Genomic DNA, 16,331 nt, shown 5'->3' on the forward strand with positions numbered 1-16,331 from the left:
CGAGGAACGCACACATGATGCTCATCGACTGCCCGAACTGCGGGCCCCGCGACGAGACCGAGTTCGCCTACGGCGGGCAGGCCCACGTCGCCTATCCGGACGACCCCTCGGCGCTGAGCGACGCCGAGTGGGCCCGCTACCTGTTCTACCGAGAGAACCCGAAGGGGCTCTTCGCCGAGCGCTGGGTGCACTCCGTCGGATGCCGCAAGTGGTTCAACGCCATCCGCGACACGGTGGACTACGAGTTCCGCGCCGTATATCCGATCGGCCAGGCGCCGCCCGAGATCACCCGCACCCAGGGAGACGCACGATGACCGCCCCGCAGCACCGTCGCCTCACGGAGTCGCCGCACGCGCGCGTCGACCTCGCCCAGACGCGATCCTTCGCCCTCGACGGCGCCCCCCTCATGGGGGCCGCCGGCGACACCGTCGCGAGCGCGATGCTCGCGAGCGGGCGCACGCGCGTCGGCGACTCGCTCTACCTGGGCCGCCCGCGCGGGATCTTCGCCGCCGGCGTCGAAGAGCCGAACGCGCTCCTGGCCGTCGGTCGGCGACGCGCGGGAGAGGCGTCGGAGTCGATGCTGCCGGCGACGACCGTCGAGCTCGTCGAGGGCATGGATCTGCGCCTGCTGTCGGGGCTCGGCCAGCTCGACGACCAGACCGACGGGGCCTACTACGACCACAAGCACGTGCACACCGACGTGCTCGTCGTCGGGGCGGGCCCGGCAGGCCTGGCAGCGGCCCGCGAGGCCTCCCGCTCGGGGGCGCGGGTGATGCTCGTCGACGAGCGGCCCGCGGCCGGCGGCGCCCTGCTGTCGGACTCCCGATCCGAGATCGACGGCCTCCCCGCGCGCGAGTGGGTCGAGCAGGTCGTGAACGAACTGGACTGGGCGGAGGAGACCGCATATCTCCCGCGCACCGCGGCGATCGGCAGCTACGACGCGAACTACCTCGTCGCGGTCGAGCGCAGGACCGACCACCTGCGCGAGATCGGCGACGGCGTCTCCCGCGAACGTGTCTGGCATATCCGGGCGTCGCGTGTCGTGCTGGCGACCGGCGCCCACGAGCGCCAGATCGTCTTCGAGAACAACGACCGCCCCGGAATCATGCTCGCGGGCGCGGTGCGCACCTACCTGAACCAGTACGGCGTGCACATCGGAGATCGCGCCGTGGTCGCCACGACCGGCGACTCGGCGTACGACCTCGTCGAGGATCTCCTCGACATCGGCGCGGAGATCGCGGCGGTCATCGACTCGCGACCGGATCCGGGCCCGCGCGCCGCCGCCGTCGAATCGCGCGGCGTCGACGTGATCCGCGGCTCCGTCGTGGCCGACACGGAAGCCGGCGGCGACGGCTCGCTGAGCGCCGTGACCGTCTCGGGGATCGACGAGGATGGCTCGTTCGTCGGCGAGGTGCGGACCCTCGCGGCCGACCTTCTCGCGGTATCCGGCGGATGGACGCCGGTCATCCACCTGCACTCGCAGCGTCAGCGCCAGCTGGGCTGGGACGACGAGCTCTCGGGCTTCGTCCCCGCGCACCCCGTGTCCGGCCAGCGGACCGCCGGCGCTCTGAACGGACGCCTCGACCTGCGCACGGCCCTCTCCGAGGGTGCGATGGCCGGCGCCGAGGCCGCAGGATCCACGGGCTTCCCTCGGAGCGCGGAGATCCCCGCCGCGGCCGAGGCGGACATCCGGCCGCCGCGCACGGTGTGGCTCGTGCCGTCCCTCCACGGCGACGACGCCGATGCCTACCGGCGGCACTTCGTCGACCTGCAGCGCGACCAGACGGTCGCGGATGTGCTGCGGTCGACGGGGGCCGGCATGCGGTCGGTCGAGCACGTCAAGCGCTACACGTCGATCTCGACGGCGAACGATCAGGGCAAGACCAGCAGCCTTCCGCTGATCGGCGTCATGGCGCATGCGCTCGGCGTGAAGAACCCGCAGGGGATCGGGACCACGGCGTACCGCGCGCCGTACACCCCCGTGTCGTTCGCCGCGCTCGCGGGCCGCCGCCGTGGCCAGCTCTTCGATCCCGCGCGCGTGACGTCGGTCCACCCCTGGCACGTGCGTCATGGAGCGGAGTTCGAGGACGTCGGCCAGTGGAAGCGCCCGTGGTACTACCCTCAGGCGGGCGAGGACATGGATCAGGCGGTGCTGCGCGAGTGCGCGGCGGTGCGCGACTCGGTCGGATTCATGGACGCCACGACGCTCGGGAAGATCGAGATCCGCGGCGCCGACGCCGGCGAGTTCCTGAATCGCATCTACACGAACGCCTTCAAGAAGCTCGCCCCGGGCAGGGCGCGCTACGGCGTGATGTGCGGTGCCGACGGGATGATCTTCGACGACGGCGTCACGCTGCGTCTCGACGACGACCGCTACCTGATGACCACGACGACGGGCGGCGCCGCGAAGGTGCTGGACTGGCTCGAGGAATGGCTGCAGACGGAGTGGCCGGACCTCGACGTGAGCTGCACCTCCGTCACCGAGCAGTACGCCACGGTCGCTGTGGTCGGGCCGCGATCGCGCGATGTCATCGTGCGCCTCGCGCCCGACCTCGACGTGTCGAACGACGCCTTCGAGTTCATGTCGTTCCGCGAGACGGTGCTGGCCTCTGGGATCCCGGCGCGGGTCTGCCGGATCTCGTTCTCCGGCGAGCTGGCGTTCGAGATCAACGTCGCCACCTGGTACGGCCTGCGCGTCTGGGAGGACGTCGCGGCGGCCGGCGAGGAGTTCGGCATCACGCCCTACGGCACCGAGACCATGCACGTCCTGCGCGCCGAGAAGGGCTTCATCATCGTCGGCCAGGACACCGATGGCACGGTGACACCTCAGGACGCCGGGATGGAGTGGGTCGTCTCGACGGCGAAGGACTTCATCGGCAAGCGGTCGTTCTCCCGGGCGGACAATGTGCGCGGCGGCCGCAAGCACCTGGTGTCCGTGCTCCCCGTCGACACCTCGCTGCGCCTTCCCGAGGGCACGCAGCTGATCGCGGCCGGCACCGACACCTCGTCGGTTCCGGTGCCGATGGAGGGCTGGGTCACGTCGTCGTACCGGTCGGCCGCGCTCGGGCGCACGTTCGGTCTGGCACTGATCAAAGACGGGCGGGATCGCATCGGCGAGACTCTCCGCGCCCCCGTCGACGGCCGACTCGTCGACGTCGTCGTCTCCCCCACCGTGCTGTTCGACCCGGAAGGAAGCCGCCGAGATGGCTGATTCACTCACCGCGGGGCCGCGCGAGCTGCGCCGCTCCCCGCTCGATCACCTCGCCGCCGAGCTGGATGCGGCATCCGCGCCCGGAATCCGCCTGCGGGAGATCCCGTTCACGACGCAGATCGGCGTCAGGGCCGAGCCGGGTTCGTCCGCGCATGGCGCGCTCTCCGACGCGACGGGGGTCGGCCTCCCTGCCGGCGTCGGCGACGTCGCCGGGGATGCGAGCGGCACCGCCGCGCTCTGGCTCGCGCCCGATGAGTTCCTCGTCATCGCCGAGCCCGACAGCCGCGACCTGGTCGCCGCCCTGTGGGACGCGCTCGGCGATGCGCCGGGGCAGGTGACAGACCTGTCGGCCAATCGCACGATCCTCGAGGTCGCCGGTCCGTGCGCACGCGACGCCCTCGACAAGGGCGTCCCCGCCGACCTGCACCCCCGCGCGTTCGCCCCGAACATGGCGATCACGACCACGCTCAGCACGGTTCCCGTGCTGGTGTGGCGCACCGCGGTCGACACCTACCTGGTGCTTCCGCGCGCGTCCTTCGCCGAACACGTCGCTCAGTGGCTGATGGACGCGGCACGCGAGTACCACACACAGGAGACGGCATCATGACGACGGGCACCGGAGAGATCATCCTCACGCTCGACTGCCCCGAGGATCTCGGGATCGTGCACGCCGTCAGCGGCGTGCTGCTCGACCACGAGTACAACATCATCGAGCAGTCCCAGTACGACGACCGTGTCGCCGAACGCTTCTTCCTGCGCATCCAGGCCGACCCGGCCCGAGGCAGCGCCCCCGACCTGGACGCGCTGCGCGAGCAGTTCGGCGCCGTCGCGGAGCGCTTCGGGATGCGATGGCGGATCCAGCCGCGCGACGAGCGTCCGCGCGTGCTCGTCATGGTGTCGAAGTTCGAGCACTGCCTGAACGATCTGCTGTTCCGCACGAAGTCCGGCGATCTGCCGATCGACATCGTCGCGATCGTGTCGAACCACCTCGATCATGAGCGGCTGGCGGAGTGGCACGACATCCCCTTCTTCCACATCCCCCTCACGGCGGCGACGAAGGAGCAGGCCGAGGCCGAGCTGCAGGACCTCATCGACCGCCTGTCCGTCGACCTCGTCGTGCTCGCGCGCTATATGCAGGTGCTCAGCGACGCGCTCGCCTCGCGGATGGCAGGTCGTGTGATCAACATCCACCACTCGTTCCTGCCCAGCTTCAAGGGGGCGAAGCCCTATCACCAGGCGCACGCCCGCGGCGTGAAGACCGTCGGGGCAACCGCCCACTACGTCGACAGCGAGCTCGACGAGGGCCCGATCATCGCCCAGCGCGTGGTCGAGGTCGATCACACCTATGGACCGGACGACCTCGTCGCGGCGGGGCGCGACAACGAGAGCAGAGCCCTCTCGGAGGCGGTCCGCTGGCACGCGGAGGGCCGCGTGTTCCTCCACGGCAGCAAGACCGTGGTGCTGCGCTAGCGCGCGGGCACCTGACTAGACTGACCGGACATGCCACCCTCGTCGACACCGCGCCCGAGCCTCGCGGATCAGGCTTACGGCATCCTGCTCGACCGCCTCGTGATGCTGGACATCGCGCCGGGCGATCCGATCAACGAGACGTCCCTCACCGCCGAGCTGGGCGTGGGGCGCACGCCCGTCCGCGAGGCCCTGAAGCGCCTCGAGTCCGAGCACCTCGTCCAGTCGTTCCCACGGCGCGGCACGTTCGCCGCACGGGCGGAGATCAGCGACCTGCGAAGCATCACGGAGATGCGCCTGATCCTCGAGCCGGCAGGCACCAGGAAGGCGGCGGATGACGCCGACGACGCGCAGCGCGAGCAGCTGCGCGCCCTGGCGTCGGACATCGCCGCCCTGAGGACGTCCGATCCCTCCCTGCGGACGCTGCTCGAGTTCGACCTGGCGACCCATCGGGCCATCTATCGGCTGGTCGAGAACGCGTATATGCGCGAGGTCCTGTTCCGGCTGGACAACCAGGCGACGAGGCTCTGGTGGTCGGTGATCGAGGAGGTCCCCTCGGTCGCGGACCACATCGCGGGGCACCACGCCCTCCTGACTGCGGTGGCGGACGGAGATCCGGGCACGGCGGCGGAGCTCGCGCAGGCGCACGTGGCGGAGTTCCACGCACAGCTGCAGGCCGCGCTCCTCAGGTCCGCCGCGCTCTGACTGCGGCCGCCGGGACCGTCCCGCCGATCAGCGCGCCTCCGCGCGGACCTCGTCTTCGAGCCGCGTCGCGAGGATGCCCTGCGAGATCTCACGCAGGATCCGGATCGATTCGTCCTGGAGCGGCGACGAAAGACTCCCGGCCCTGACCGCGGCGATGACCTTCCTGCTCAGCCGCTCCGCACCGGTCAGCCGCACACGGCTCACATTCGCAACGCCTTCGAGACTGGCGAGGCGCGGAAGCAGGCCGACGCCGACTCCCGCCCCCACGAGCGAGATCGCCGTCTCCCACTCGATCGCCTCGTGCGAGATCCGCGGAGAGAGGCCCGCGGTCGTGAAGGCCGCCGTGAACAGCGCGTGGTACGGCGAACCGGGCTGATCCGTGATCCAGCGCTCACCCACCAGCTCCTCCAGCTCGACCGAGTCGCGTCCGGCGACCGCATGATCGGAGGGAACCATGACATCGAGCGGATCGTCGAGCAGCGTCATCTTCTCGAATCGCGGATCCTCTTCGAGATGCACCTGTCCCTGCATCGATACGACGACGGCGACATCGATGTGCTCGGCGACGAGGAGGTCGAAGCACCGCGCAGGGCTCGCCTCCCACACGCGCACCTCCAGCTCAGGTCGCGTTCGGAGCAGCCGACTCGCCAGCGGCGCCAGCAGCTGGGACGCGGCCGTCGAGAAACCTCCGATCCCGAAGTGCGTCGGCACGTGGCCACCCGCCGTCAGCGCCGCCGACCTCACCTCCTCCCATGTCGTGATGAGCACATCAGAGCGGCGGACGAGATCCCGCCCGGTCGCGGTCAGGCGGAGGCCCCGTCCGTCCTTCGCAAGGAGCGTCATTCCGAGCGCCCGCTGGAGCTCCCGCAGCTGCGCGGACACGGCTGATGCCGAGTAGCCCATGAGCTGCGCGGTGGCGGCGACGGTGCCGCACTGCGCGAACGTGCGGAGGGTGATGAGACGCGCGTCGATCATGCACTGATTCTGCATGGTCCTTCACAAAAACTCACGCTTTTCTTGCATTGACTGGTCTCGTTAGTCTTCCTCCAGGACCGGATTCCGCATCGAATGGAGCAGACATTGAGTGCGATCAACGTGGCCCCCACGCGAGGTGGAGCCGCCGGCCTCACGAGCGAGAGGCTCGACGAGATCCAGGCGCTCCTGGACGAGCGACGCGCGGGATTCTCCCTCGAGTCCCCCTTCTACACGGACGACGACCTGTTCGCTCTCGACATGCGCGCGATCTTCGGGCGGCACTGGATCTTCGCCGGCAGCATCGCGGAGGTTCCCGAGCCCGGCGACTACATCACGATCGACCTCGGCCCCTACTCGCTCATCGTTCTCCACGACGATGACGACGGCGTCACGGTCCTGCACAACGTCTGCCGGCATCGCGGCGCGCGCGTGCTCACCGAGGAATCCGGCAGCACCGGCAATCTGGTGTGCGGCTACCACTCGTGGACGTACTCCCCGTCGGGCGAGCTGCTGCACGCGTCGGCACCCGGCGAGATCGACTTCGACAAGAACTGCTACTCGCTCAAGACCGCGCACGGACGCGTGGAGGCGGGCCTGATCTTCATCTGCCTCGCCGACGAACCGCCGAGCGACTTCGACGACACCGCGGAGATCTTCCGCCCGTACATCGCCCCGCATGAGCTGGCGGGGACGAAGGTCGCCTACCAGCAGAACATCGTCGAAGAGGGCAACTGGAAGCTCGTGATGGAGAACAATCGCGAGTGCTATCACTGCGACGGCCACCCCGAGCTGGCCTGCTCGCTGTTCCCGACGTGGGGCCTGACCGACGGCCTGATCCCGCCGCACCTCGAAGAGGTCTGGGAGCGGAACAAGACCGCGCAGACGGCCCTCGAGCAGCGCTGCCGGCGCTATGGCCTGCCGTACGAGGTCGTGGAGCAGCTCGACACCCGCGTCGCCGGGATCCGGATCTCCCGCGAGGCGCTCGACGGCGACGGCGAATCGTTCTCGGCCGACGGCCACCGCCTGTCGAAGAAGCTCCTCGGCGATCTGCGCGACTTCCGCCTCGGACGCTGCTCGATGCACCTGCAGCCGAACAGCTGGTTCCATCTCCAGAGCGATCATGTCATCACGTTCGCGGCCTTCCCGATCAGCGCCCACCAGACGCTCGTCCGCACCACCTGGCTCGTCGCGGACGATGCGCAGGAGGGCGTCGACTACGACCTCGAGACGCTCACCCACACCTGGAAGCAGACGAACCTGCAGGACAAGGCCTTCGTCGAGCTCTGCCAGCAGGGCGCCGCCAGCCCGTTCTACGAGCAGGGCCCGTACATGAAGAGCGAGTACCAGGTCGAGGCCTTCATCAACTGGTACATCCAGCGCATGCGGGAGCACGTGGCGTGATCGTGGAGGACACGTCCGCGGGCCTGGCCCAGCGGATCCGCGGGCTCGAGATGCCGTGGAACCGAGTCCTCAGCGCGTCGGCCGGCCCTGCCGGCGCCGCGACGGCGCTCGGTCCGTGGTTTCCGCAGGAGTTCCAGGCGGAGTGCGTCGAGACCATCCCCGAGACCGACGACATGATGACCTTCGTCTTCCGACGGACGGACGGTGCGCCGCTGGCATTCCGGGCCGGGCAGTACATCAACGTCGATGTGCCGGTGAACGGCTCGGCCGCCGAGCCGCTCAGTCGCAGCTACTCGCTCTCCAGTGCGCCGACGGTGCCATGGACGTTCGCGATCACCGTCAAGCGTGACGACACGGGAGCAGTATCCCCCTGGATGCACGAGAACGTCCGCCCCGGCGACGTCCTCGACATGCTGGGCCCTGTGGGCGCCTTCCATCTTCCCGACTACGATCGGCGGGCGCGGTTCCTCTTCCTCGCCGCGGGGTCGGGGATCACCCCGCTGATGTCGATGATCCGCACCATCCACTCGCTGCCCGGCCAGGCGGACGTCGTCCTCCTCTACCACGGCGCCGCGCCGGACCGGTTCGCGTTCGCCGACGAGCTCGAGTTCCTCGGCAAGGCCGATTTCCGGATCCGCGTCGTCTACGCGCTCGGCGACCGGGCCGCACCGGAGGACTGGGATGGTCGAGTCGGACGGATCTCGTCGGAGCTCATCGACGCCGTCGCCCCCGATGCGAACGGACGCCAGGTGTACGCCTGCGGCCCGCAGGGCTATCTCGACGCGGTCACGGCATGCCTGCCGCGCGTCGGCGTCGACGACACCTCGGTCTACGTCGAGTTCTTCAGCGGCAACAGCGTGACGCTGCAGGAGTACGCCGAGGAGATCGCGGTCGCGGAGGAGATCGCAGAGGAGATCGCCGCCTCCGCCGACGAGATCGTCGAGCCGCAGACCGCGGCGCTCGATCTCTACGAGGTCGAACGCGCACGCGCTGAGCAGACCGATGCCGTGCCGACGGTCGCCGTCGACGCCGAGGCCGAGGTCCCGCCGCCGCCGGAGATCGACGTCACGGAACTCGACTTCGAGGAGCTCGTCTCGACAGATGACGACGCACCGTACGAGACTGTCGGTGACGGCGCGCTCACCATGTCGTTCGTGCGAACCGGCATCAACGTCCGGATCGATCCCGAGGAGAACATCCTCGAGGCCGCGCGCCGGGCCGGCGTCCGCATCGGCGCGAACTGCCAGGTGGGGATGTGCGGCTCGTGCAAGGTGGTGAAGCTCGACGGAGAGGTCGAGATGAACCACCAGGGCGGGATCCGCGCCCGCGAGATCGACGCGGGGAAGTTCCTCCCCTGCTGCTCGACGGCGCTCACCGACCTCGTCGTCGACGCCTGACTCACCGCAGACCACCACACGCAAGGGACCCCATGTCTACGTCCTCACCTCGGATCGTCATCATCGGAGCGGGCATCGTCGGCGCGAACCTCGCCGACGAGCTCTCGCAGCGCGGGTGCACGAACACCCTCGTCCTCGAGCAGGGCCCGCTCGGCGTGCCCGGCGGCTCGACGTCCCATGCCCCCGGGCTCGTCTTCTCGTCGAATCCCTCGAAGGCGATGACCGAGTTCGCCCAGTACACGATCGAGAAGTACACCGGCCTCACGGACGCCGATGGGGTCGGCTCGTTCCTCCCCGTCGGCGGGCTCGAGCTGGCGACGACGCCGGAGCGCCTGCAGGATCTGCACCGTCGCGCCGGATGGAACCGCTCGTGGGGCGTCGAGGCGCACGTCGTCGACGCCGAGGAGTGCGTCCGGCGCTTCCCGATGCTCGACCCGGAGCCGGTCCTCGGCGGCCTCTTCACGCCCGGAGACGGCCTCGCGCTCGCGGCCAAGGGCACGCAGCTGGTGATCGAGCGCGCGCGCTCGCTCGGCGTGGAGTTCCGCGACCGCACGGCAGTCACGGGCATCGAGGTCACGGGCGGGCGCGTCCGCGCCGTCCTCGTCGGCGATGAGCGGATCCCCGCCGACATCGTCGTCTCGTGCGCCGGCTTCTGGGGCACGAAGATCGCCGGCATGGCGGGCTTTCGCCTGCCTCTGCTGCCGATGGGCCACCAGTTCGCCGTGACCTCGACCGTACCGAGCCTCGTCGGGAAGAACGAGCTGCCGAAGGGCGCCTCGGCGCCCATCCTGCGCTACCAGGACCGCGACCTCTACTACCGCGAATGGGGCGACCGCATCGGGATCGGCTCGTACGCCCACCGCCCGATGCCGGTCGATCTCGAGGCGCTGCCGCAGTACGCGGCCGAGGAGATCACCGACGAGCGCATGCCGTCGAGCCTGCCGTTCACGCCCGACGACTTCGCCGACGAGTGGGCGGCCACACAGCAGCTGCTGCCCGAGCTGCGACAGACCGACATCGACCGCGGCTTCAACGGCGTCTTCTCCTTCACTCCCGATGGTGGATCCCTCGTGGGGGAGGCCCGCGACGTGGACGGGTTCTTCGTCGCCGAGGCCGTCTGGGTGACGCACGCGGCGGGCATCGCGCGCGCCGTCTCCGAGCTCCTGACGCGCGGGTACGCAGACACCGACCTCAGCGGATGCGACGTCAACCGCTTCGAGGACGCGCAGACCGCGCCCGACTACGTGAGCGAGACCTCGCAGCAGAACTTCGTCGAGATCTACGACATCCTCCACCCGCTGCAGCCGCGGGTCTCACCGCGCGATGTGCGGCTGAGCCCGTTCCACGCCCGCCAAGTCGAGCTCGGGGCGTTCTTCCTCGAGGCCAGCGGGTGGGAGCGCCCCCACTGGTACGAGGCGAACGCCGCCCTCCTCGACGAGCTCCCCGCCGAGTGGGCGGCGCCGCCCCGAGATGAGTGGGCGAGCCGCTTCCACTCCCCGATCGCCGCAGTCGAGGCGTGGAAGACGCGCACGGCCGTCGCGATGTACGACATGACCGCGCTCAAGCGCCTCGAGGTGACGGGGCCGGGCGCGGGCGAGCTGCTGCACGGGCTGACGACCTCGTCGATGCTGCGCGCCCCCGGCGCCGTGAGCTACACGATGCTGCTCGACCCCGCGGGCGGCATCACGAGCGACATCACGGTCGCGATCCTCGACGACGAGACCTACCAGGTCGGCGCCAACAGCAACATCGACCTCGCCGTCCTGTCTCGCGAGGCGCGCGCCCAGACATCGGCGGATCCGTCGAAGTGGGTCACCGTGCGCGACGTGACCCCCGGCACCTGCTGCATCGGGCTGTGGGGGCCGCACGCGCTCGACGTGATCTCACAGCTCACAGGCGACGACCTCACGTCCGACGGCCTCGGCTACTTTCGGACGAAGGAGGTGTTCGTCGCCGGTGTGCCGGTGACCGCCATGCGGCTGTCGTATGTCGGCGAGTTCGGATGGGAGCTCTACACCTCGGCCGACCTCGGCCAGCGCCTCTGGGATGCGCTGTTCCAGGCCGGTCAGGAGTTCGGGATCGTCGCCGCGGGACGCGAGGCGTTCAACTCGCTGCGCCTGGAGAAGGGCTTCCGCGCCTTCGGGACCGACATGACGAGCGAGCACGAGCCGACCCAGGCCGGTGTCGGCTTCGCGGTGAAGGCGTCGAAGAAGGGCGACTTCCGCGGCAAGGGCGCGCTCGCGGCGCGAGCCGCCTCCGCGACGAAGGCGCTGCGCTGCCTCACGCTCGACGACCAGGAGGACATCGTCCTGGGGAAGGAGCCGGTCTTCCTGTCGGGGGGCGGATCCGCCGCCGGCTACGTCACGAGCGCGGCCTACGGCTACACGATCGGCCGCTCGATCGCCTATGCCTGGCTCCCGAACACCGCGAGCGTCGGCGACGCCGTCGAGATCGAGTACTTCGGGCGACGCCTCCCCGCGACCGTGGTCGCCGAGCCCCTCTACGACCCGGAGATGGCGCGCCTGCGCGGGACGCCGTGAGCTGAAAGCGAACGGACGCCGCACTCGCGGGCGGGAACGCCACCTCGGCGCCCCGCCCGCGTTCTCATGCCCACACCGCTCCGCGCCGTGCCAATCCGAATGCTGTCCCGCTTCGAAGTACTGATCACACCGACTGGTTCAGGCGCGCGCACGGCCGACCAGAGATCACGACAGAAGGCGGCTGACGGCCATGATGAGAAGAGGCAGTGGGATCTGGAGCGCTGTGAGCGGCATCGTCGCGGCCGTGGCGTTCCTCGCCGTCGCCGAGGCGCTCGTCCCGCTCACCTCGCCCGGCGGTGGGCCGATCGTCGCCGTCGGCGGCTTCGTGATCGACGTCGTCCCGAGCCCCCTCAAAGAGTTCGCGATCTCGACCTTCGGCGAGAACGACAAGCCGGCGCTGCTCATCGGCCTGGGCATCGCGGTGCTCGTCTCGGCGGCGATCGCCGGCATCCTGCAGTACGTGCGACGCCCGCTCGGGGTCGTGCTGCTCGCGTTCGCGGGCATGCTGTCGCTGCTGGCTACGGTGACGCGCGCCGGGGCCGGCGGGCTCAGCTGGATCCCGTCCGCCGCCGGAACGCTCGCCGGGAGCCTCGTGCTGATCCTCCTCATCGCGCGCCTGCGCGCCTGGGTCGCGGCCAGCGCGGAGAATGTCCCGCGGATTCCGGGGAATCCCGCCGCTCCCCAGCCCGCCGCCGCGGTCTCACGCCGGGCGTTCCTCCGCATGACCGCGATCATCGGGGCAACGGCCGTGCTCGCCGGCGTCGGAGCCCGCCTCCTCGGCGCCGCGACCTCCTCGATCTCCGCGATCCGGGACGAGCTGAACCTCCCGGCCCCGCGCACCACCGTCACGGTGCCGGACGGAGCGGAGCTCGACGTCGACGGGCTCACGCCTCTCATCACGCCGAACGCCGACTTCTATCGCGTCGACACCGCGCTCGTCATTCCGACGATCGACCCGGCGAGCTGGCGCCTCGTCATCGACGGAATGGTCGATCGCCCCCTCGAGTTCAGCCTCGACGATCTCCTGGCGCGGGGCGTCGACGAATACGCCATCACCCTCACCTGCGTGTCGAATGACGTCGGCGGCGACCTCGTCGGCAATGCGATCTGGACCGGGATCCCGGTCCGCGACCTTCTCGCCGAAGCAGGCCCCCGCCGCGGCGCCGATATGGTGCTCTCGCGCAGCGTCGACGGATACAGCGCCTCGACGCCGCTGGCCTCGCTCACCGACGATGGTCTCGACGCGATCCTCGCCGTCGGGATGAACGGAGAACCCCTGCCAGCCGAACACGGCTTCCCCGTGCGGATGGTCGTCCCCGGTCTCTACGGGTATGTCTCCGCGACGAAGTGGCTCACGCGACTCACCGTGACGACCTTCGCAGACGACGAGGCGTACTGGACGCCCCGCGGATACAGCGCGAAGGCCCCGATCAAGATGTCCTCCCGCATCGACACCCCGCGGATCGGCTCTCCGGTCGAGGCCGGCACTGTGCCGATCGCCGGCATGGCCTGGGCTCAGACGGTCGGCATCGCCCAGGTCGAGGTGAGCATCGACGACGGCGCGTGGCAGCAGGCCACGCTCTCACATCCGCTGAGCGACGACACATGGGTGCAATGGGTGCTCGCGTGGGACGCGACCCCCGGCACGCACTACATCACGGTGCGCGCGGTCGACGCCGACGGCGAACGGCAGATCGAGGAGCGGGCGCCGATCTATCCAGATGGATCGACCGGCTGGCAGCGGATCCTCATCACCGTCACCTGAGTGCGTCGCGGATCCATCCGGCCGCCTCGGTGGCCCAATAGGTGAGGATCGCGTCGGCGCCCGCGCGACGGAACGCCATGAGGGAGTCGAGGATCGTCGCCTGGCGGTCGAGCCAGCCCTTCTCCGCGGCCGCCTCGACCATCGAGTACTCGCCTGAGACCTGGTACGCCCATACGGGCACGTCGACGTTCGCCCGCACATCGGCGAGCACGTCGAGATACGGGAGACCGGGCTTGACCATGACGATGTCGGCGCCCTCTTCGACGTCGAGCTGCGCCTCGCGCACGCCCTCGCGCGCGTTCGGCGGATCCATCTGGTACGTGCGCCTGTCACCCGTCAGCTGCGAGTCGACGGCCTCGCGGAACGGCCCGTAGAAGGCGCCCGCGTACTTCGCCGAGTACGCCAGGATGATCGTGTCGATGAAGCCCTCGGCGTCGAGCGCCTCGCGCACGGGCGCCACCTGGCCGTCCATCATGCCGCTGAGCCCGAGCAGCTGCGAGCCGGCGCGCGCCTGCGCGACGCCCATCGCCGCGTAGCGCTCGAGGGTCGCGTCGTTGTCGACGGATCCATCCGCCGCGAGCACGCCGCAGTGGCCGTGGTCCGTGAACTCGTCGAGGCACAGGTCCGTCTGCACGACGAGCGCGACGCCGACCTCCTCGCGGACGGCCGTCGTCGCGACGTTGAGGATCCCCTCGGGGTCGTCGGCGCCCGATCCCACGGCATCGCGCACGGCGGGCACGCCGAACAGCATCACGCCGCCGATGCCCGCCTCCGCCGCCTCGACGGCGGCGCGACGCAGCGAGTCGAGCGTGTGCTGGCTCTGGCCCGGCATCGACGAGATCGGCTGGGGCTCGGTGATCCCCTCGCGCACGAACATCGGCAGCACGAGCTGCGACGGCACGAGGTGCGTCTCGGCCATGAGCCGGCGCACGGGCGCCGACTGGCGCAGGCGGCGCGGGCGGTGAGCGGGATAGCTCATGCGCGGGGGTGCTTCTCGTCGCTGGACGTCGAGACCTCGAACGGGCCCGTCTCGGGCACGGCGAGCGCCTCGGGCGTCGGCGGAGGCACCGGGATCCCGGCGAGGGCGTCGATGAGCGACGCGACCGTGCGCTCGGGGGCGACCACCTGGATCGGCAGATCGACCTCGTTCGCGTCCTGCGCCGTGCGGGGGCCGATCGCCGCGATCACCGTCTGGTCCGGGATCTTCGGGAACTGCTCGCGCACCTGCGTGGCGACGGATCCGCTCGTCACGAGGATCGCGTTGATGCGACCGTTGCGCACATCGCGGGCGGCGCGCTCCGTCGCGGGGACTCCGACGGTGCGATAGGCGACGACGGCCTGCACATCGTGCCCGGCCTCGGTCAGCCGCACCGACAGCACGGGCTTCGCGATCTCGCTGCGCAGCGCGAGGATGCGCGTCGGCTCCGGCTCGCGGGCGACGATCTCCGCCGCGACGCCCTCGGCCGAGTTCTCGTTCTCGGGCACGAGCGTCACGGGATACCCGACGGCCTTCAGCGCGGCGGCCGTCGTCTCGCCGACGGCCGCGATCTTCGTGCCGGAGGGGATCCGCGCGCCGTAGGCGTGCAGCACGTCGACGGTCGTCGCGCTCGTCACGGTGAGCCACGAGAACGCGCCGTCGGCGAGGTCGGCGATCGCGTTCTCGAGGGCCGCCGTGTCCTCGGTCGGGGCGAAGTTGATGAGCGGCGACACGACGGGGACCGCCCCCTGCGACCGGAGCCGCGCCGCGACGTCGTCCCCCCAGGGCCCGCCGCGCGGCACGAGCACGCGCCAGCCGGTCAGTGGCTTGTCTGTCTTCGGGTTCCTGGTCATGAGGTGGGGGATGCCTCTCTCGTCACGATGTCGGCTGCCCCGTTTTCCAGCAGCCGACGCGCGAGGTCGCTTCCGATCTCACGGGCACGGGCCACGAGGCCCGAGCTGTCGGCAGCTGCTCCGCTGCCACGTCCCTGAATATACCCCTCGATCAGGCTTTCGACAGACCCCATGCGCGCACTGTGGTCGAGCGTGACGTCATCGTGAGGATCGTCGCCGTAGACGGACGCACGCACGCGCACCGTGTCGCCGGCCACATCGGCGTGCACGCCGACCGGGGCGTGGCAGCCCGCCTCGATGCCGCCGAGGACGGCGCGCTCGAGGGTGACCGCGAACCGCGTGAAGGGCGCGTCGAGCTCGGCGATCGCGGCGAGGAGGTCCGGATCCGCGTCGCAGCGGGTCTCGACGGCCAGGGCCGCCTGCCCCGCGGCCGTCGGCCACTGTGCGAGTCCGCGCGGCTCCGCGTGGAGACCACCGAGGGTCGACTCGTCGGACCCGCCCGCATCGACCCGCACGAGACCGGCGGCGGCGAGGACGACCGCGTCGAGCTCGCCGTCGCGAACGCGCCCCATGCGGGAGTCGATGTTGCCGCGGAGATCCTGGGCCCGCACCTTCGGATTCACGCGGCGCACCTGCGCGATGCGGCGCGGGGATCCCGTGCCCACGACGGACCCGGCGGGCAGCACGTCGAGCGACGTCCCATCGCGGGTGATGACGACGTCGCGCGCGTCGACGCGCGCCGGAACCGCGGCGGTCACGAGACCGGGCGCCTGGTCGACGGGCAGGTCTTTGAGGGAGTGGACGAGCAGGTCGCACTCATCCGCGAGGAGCGCCTCGCGCAGGCGGGTCGCGAAGACGCCGGCGCCGCCGAGCGACGCGAGCGAGGCGCGGTTCGTGTCGCCCTCGGACGTGATCTGCACGAGCTCGACGGGGCGGCCCGAAGCCCGCTCGAGTGCGCGCGCGACGAGGCCCGACTGCGCCATCGCGAGACGACTGCGCCGTGTGCCGAGCCGAATGGGCGTGGTGGTGCTCATGCCTCG

The 16,331-nt window shown here is 70.4% G+C and carries 13 protein-coding genes; 9 read left to right on the top strand and 4 right to left on the bottom strand.

Features of this window, described 5'->3' with window-relative positions; all coding sequences use genetic code 11:
- The first annotated feature begins 14 nt into the window (after nt 1–14).
- Genes GB932_RS13715 through GB932_RS13735 form a run of 5 tightly spaced genes read left to right on the top strand, consistent with a single transcriptional unit; the run spans nt 15 to nt 5,383 of the window.
- Nucleotides 15–314: a sarcosine oxidase subunit delta gene (locus tag GB932_RS13715; RefSeq protein ID WP_156761259.1), complete on the top strand. Its 300-nt coding sequence runs from the start codon at nt 15–17 to the stop codon at nt 312–314.
- Nucleotides 311–3,211, top strand: coding sequence for a sarcosine oxidase subunit alpha family protein (locus GB932_RS13720; protein WP_156761260.1), 2,901 nt, complete (start codon nt 311–313; stop codon nt 3,209–3,211). The genes GB932_RS13715 and GB932_RS13720 overlap by 4 nt, the downstream gene beginning before the upstream one ends.
- A complete protein-coding gene (locus tag GB932_RS13725) occupies nt 3,204–3,818 on the top strand; it encodes a sarcosine oxidase subunit gamma (RefSeq protein WP_156761261.1) in 615 nt (204 codons plus the stop codon). Before GB932_RS13720 ends, GB932_RS13725 begins: the two co-directional genes overlap by 8 nt.
- Nucleotides 3,815–4,681: a formyltetrahydrofolate deformylase gene (gene purU / locus GB932_RS13730; protein WP_156761262.1), complete on the top strand. Its 867-nt coding sequence runs from the start codon at nt 3,815–3,817 to the stop codon at nt 4,679–4,681. The genes GB932_RS13725 and purU overlap by 4 nt, the downstream gene beginning before the upstream one ends.
- A 30-nt stretch (nt 4,682–4,711) precedes the next feature.
- The gene (locus GB932_RS13735; protein WP_156761263.1) at nt 4,712–5,383 is read left to right on the top strand and encodes a GntR family transcriptional regulator; all 672 of its coding nucleotides are present in this window, start codon (nt 4,712–4,714) and stop codon (nt 5,381–5,383) included.
- Between the two features lie 27 nt (nt 5,384–5,410).
- Here the strand turns inward: GB932_RS13735 and GB932_RS13740 are convergent, their stop codons facing one another.
- A complete protein-coding gene (locus tag GB932_RS13740; RefSeq protein ID WP_156761264.1) occupies nt 5,411–6,358 on the bottom strand; it encodes a LysR family transcriptional regulator in 948 nt (315 codons plus the stop codon).
- Nucleotides 6,359–6,451: 93 nt separating this feature from the next.
- On the opposite strand from GB932_RS13740, the gene GB932_RS13745 reads away from it, so the two are divergent.
- From GB932_RS13745 to GB932_RS13760, 4 genes are all read left to right on the top strand, one after another.
- On the top strand, nt 6,452–7,759 hold the full coding sequence (locus GB932_RS13745; protein WP_156761265.1) for an aromatic ring-hydroxylating oxygenase subunit alpha: 1,308 nt from the start codon (nt 6,452–6,454) through the stop codon (nt 7,757–7,759).
- A gap of 50 nt (nt 7,760–7,809) precedes the next feature.
- Nucleotides 7,810–9,156, top strand: a complete 1,347-nt coding sequence (locus GB932_RS13750) for a ferredoxin reductase (protein ID WP_156761761.1) — start codon at nt 7,810–7,812, stop codon at nt 9,154–9,156.
- 32 nt (nt 9,157–9,188) lie between these two features.
- Nucleotides 9,189–11,696, top strand: coding sequence for a GcvT family protein (locus tag GB932_RS13755; RefSeq protein WP_156761266.1), 2,508 nt, complete (start codon nt 9,189–9,191; stop codon nt 11,694–11,696).
- A gap of 190 nt (nt 11,697–11,886) precedes the next feature.
- A complete protein-coding gene (locus tag GB932_RS13760; RefSeq protein WP_156761267.1) occupies nt 11,887–13,461 on the top strand; it encodes a molybdopterin-dependent oxidoreductase in 1,575 nt (524 codons plus the stop codon).
- Here GB932_RS13760 and hemB read toward each other — a convergent pair.
- From hemB to hemC, 3 genes are read right to left on the bottom strand one after another with little or no spacing between them, the layout of a single operon-like run.
- The gene (hemB, locus tag GB932_RS13765) at nt 13,454–14,440 is read right to left on the bottom strand and encodes a porphobilinogen synthase (RefSeq protein ID WP_156761268.1); all 987 of its coding nucleotides are present in this window, start codon (nt 14,438–14,440) and stop codon (nt 13,454–13,456) included. The two genes, GB932_RS13760 and hemB, sit on opposite strands and share 8 nt — an antisense overlap.
- The gene (locus GB932_RS13770) at nt 14,437–15,291 is read right to left on the bottom strand and encodes a uroporphyrinogen-III synthase (RefSeq protein ID WP_156761269.1); all 855 of its coding nucleotides are present in this window, start codon (nt 15,289–15,291) and stop codon (nt 14,437–14,439) included. Before GB932_RS13770 ends, hemB begins: the two co-directional genes overlap by 4 nt.
- The gene (hemC, locus tag GB932_RS13775; protein ID WP_156761270.1) at nt 15,288–16,325 is read right to left on the bottom strand and encodes a hydroxymethylbilane synthase; all 1,038 of its coding nucleotides are present in this window, start codon (nt 16,323–16,325) and stop codon (nt 15,288–15,290) included. Before hemC ends, GB932_RS13770 begins: the two co-directional genes overlap by 4 nt.
- Nucleotides 16,326–16,331 lie beyond the last annotated feature (6 nt).

The organism is Microbacterium karelineae, assembly GCF_009745985.1.
GTDB classification, from domain to species: domain Bacteria; phylum Actinomycetota; class Actinomycetes; order Actinomycetales; family Microbacteriaceae; genus Microbacterium; species Microbacterium karelineae.

Bases quoted from the DNA above. Each gene is read 5' to 3' on its own strand.
- hemB (WP_156761268.1), bottom strand. From the start codon at position 14,440: ATGAGCTATCCCGCTCACCGCCCGCGCCGCCTGCGCCAGTCGGCGCCC.
- GB932_RS13750 (WP_156761761.1), top strand. From the start codon at position 7,810: ATGCCGTGGAACCGAGTCCTCAGCGCGTCGGCCGGCCCTGCCGGCGCC.
- GB932_RS13735 (WP_156761263.1), top strand. From the start codon at position 4,712: ATGCCACCCTCGTCGACACCGCGCCCGAGCCTCGCGGATCAGGCTTAC.
- GB932_RS13740 (WP_156761264.1), bottom strand. From the start codon at position 6,358: ATGATCGACGCGCGTCTCATCACCCTCCGCACGTTCGCGCAGTGCGGC.
- GB932_RS13720 (WP_156761260.1), top strand. From the start codon at position 311: ATGACCGCCCCGCAGCACCGTCGCCTCACGGAGTCGCCGCACGCGCGC.
- GB932_RS13725 (WP_156761261.1), top strand. From the start codon at position 3,204: ATGGCTGATTCACTCACCGCGGGGCCGCGCGAGCTGCGCCGCTCCCCG.
- GB932_RS13755 (WP_156761266.1), top strand. From the start codon at position 9,189: ATGTCTACGTCCTCACCTCGGATCGTCATCATCGGAGCGGGCATCGTC.
- hemC (WP_156761270.1), bottom strand. From the start codon at position 16,325: ATGAGCACCACCACGCCCATTCGGCTCGGCACACGGCGCAGTCGTCTC.
- GB932_RS13715 (WP_156761259.1), top strand. From the start codon at position 15: ATGATGCTCATCGACTGCCCGAACTGCGGGCCCCGCGACGAGACCGAG.
- GB932_RS13770 (WP_156761269.1), bottom strand. From the start codon at position 15,291: ATGACCAGGAACCCGAAGACAGACAAGCCACTGACCGGCTGGCGCGTG.
- GB932_RS13745 (WP_156761265.1), top strand. From the start codon at position 6,452: ATGGAGCAGACATTGAGTGCGATCAACGTGGCCCCCACGCGAGGTGGA.
- GB932_RS13760 (WP_156761267.1), top strand. From the start codon at position 11,887: ATGATGAGAAGAGGCAGTGGGATCTGGAGCGCTGTGAGCGGCATCGTC.
- purU (WP_156761262.1), top strand. From the start codon at position 3,815: ATGACGACGGGCACCGGAGAGATCATCCTCACGCTCGACTGCCCCGAG.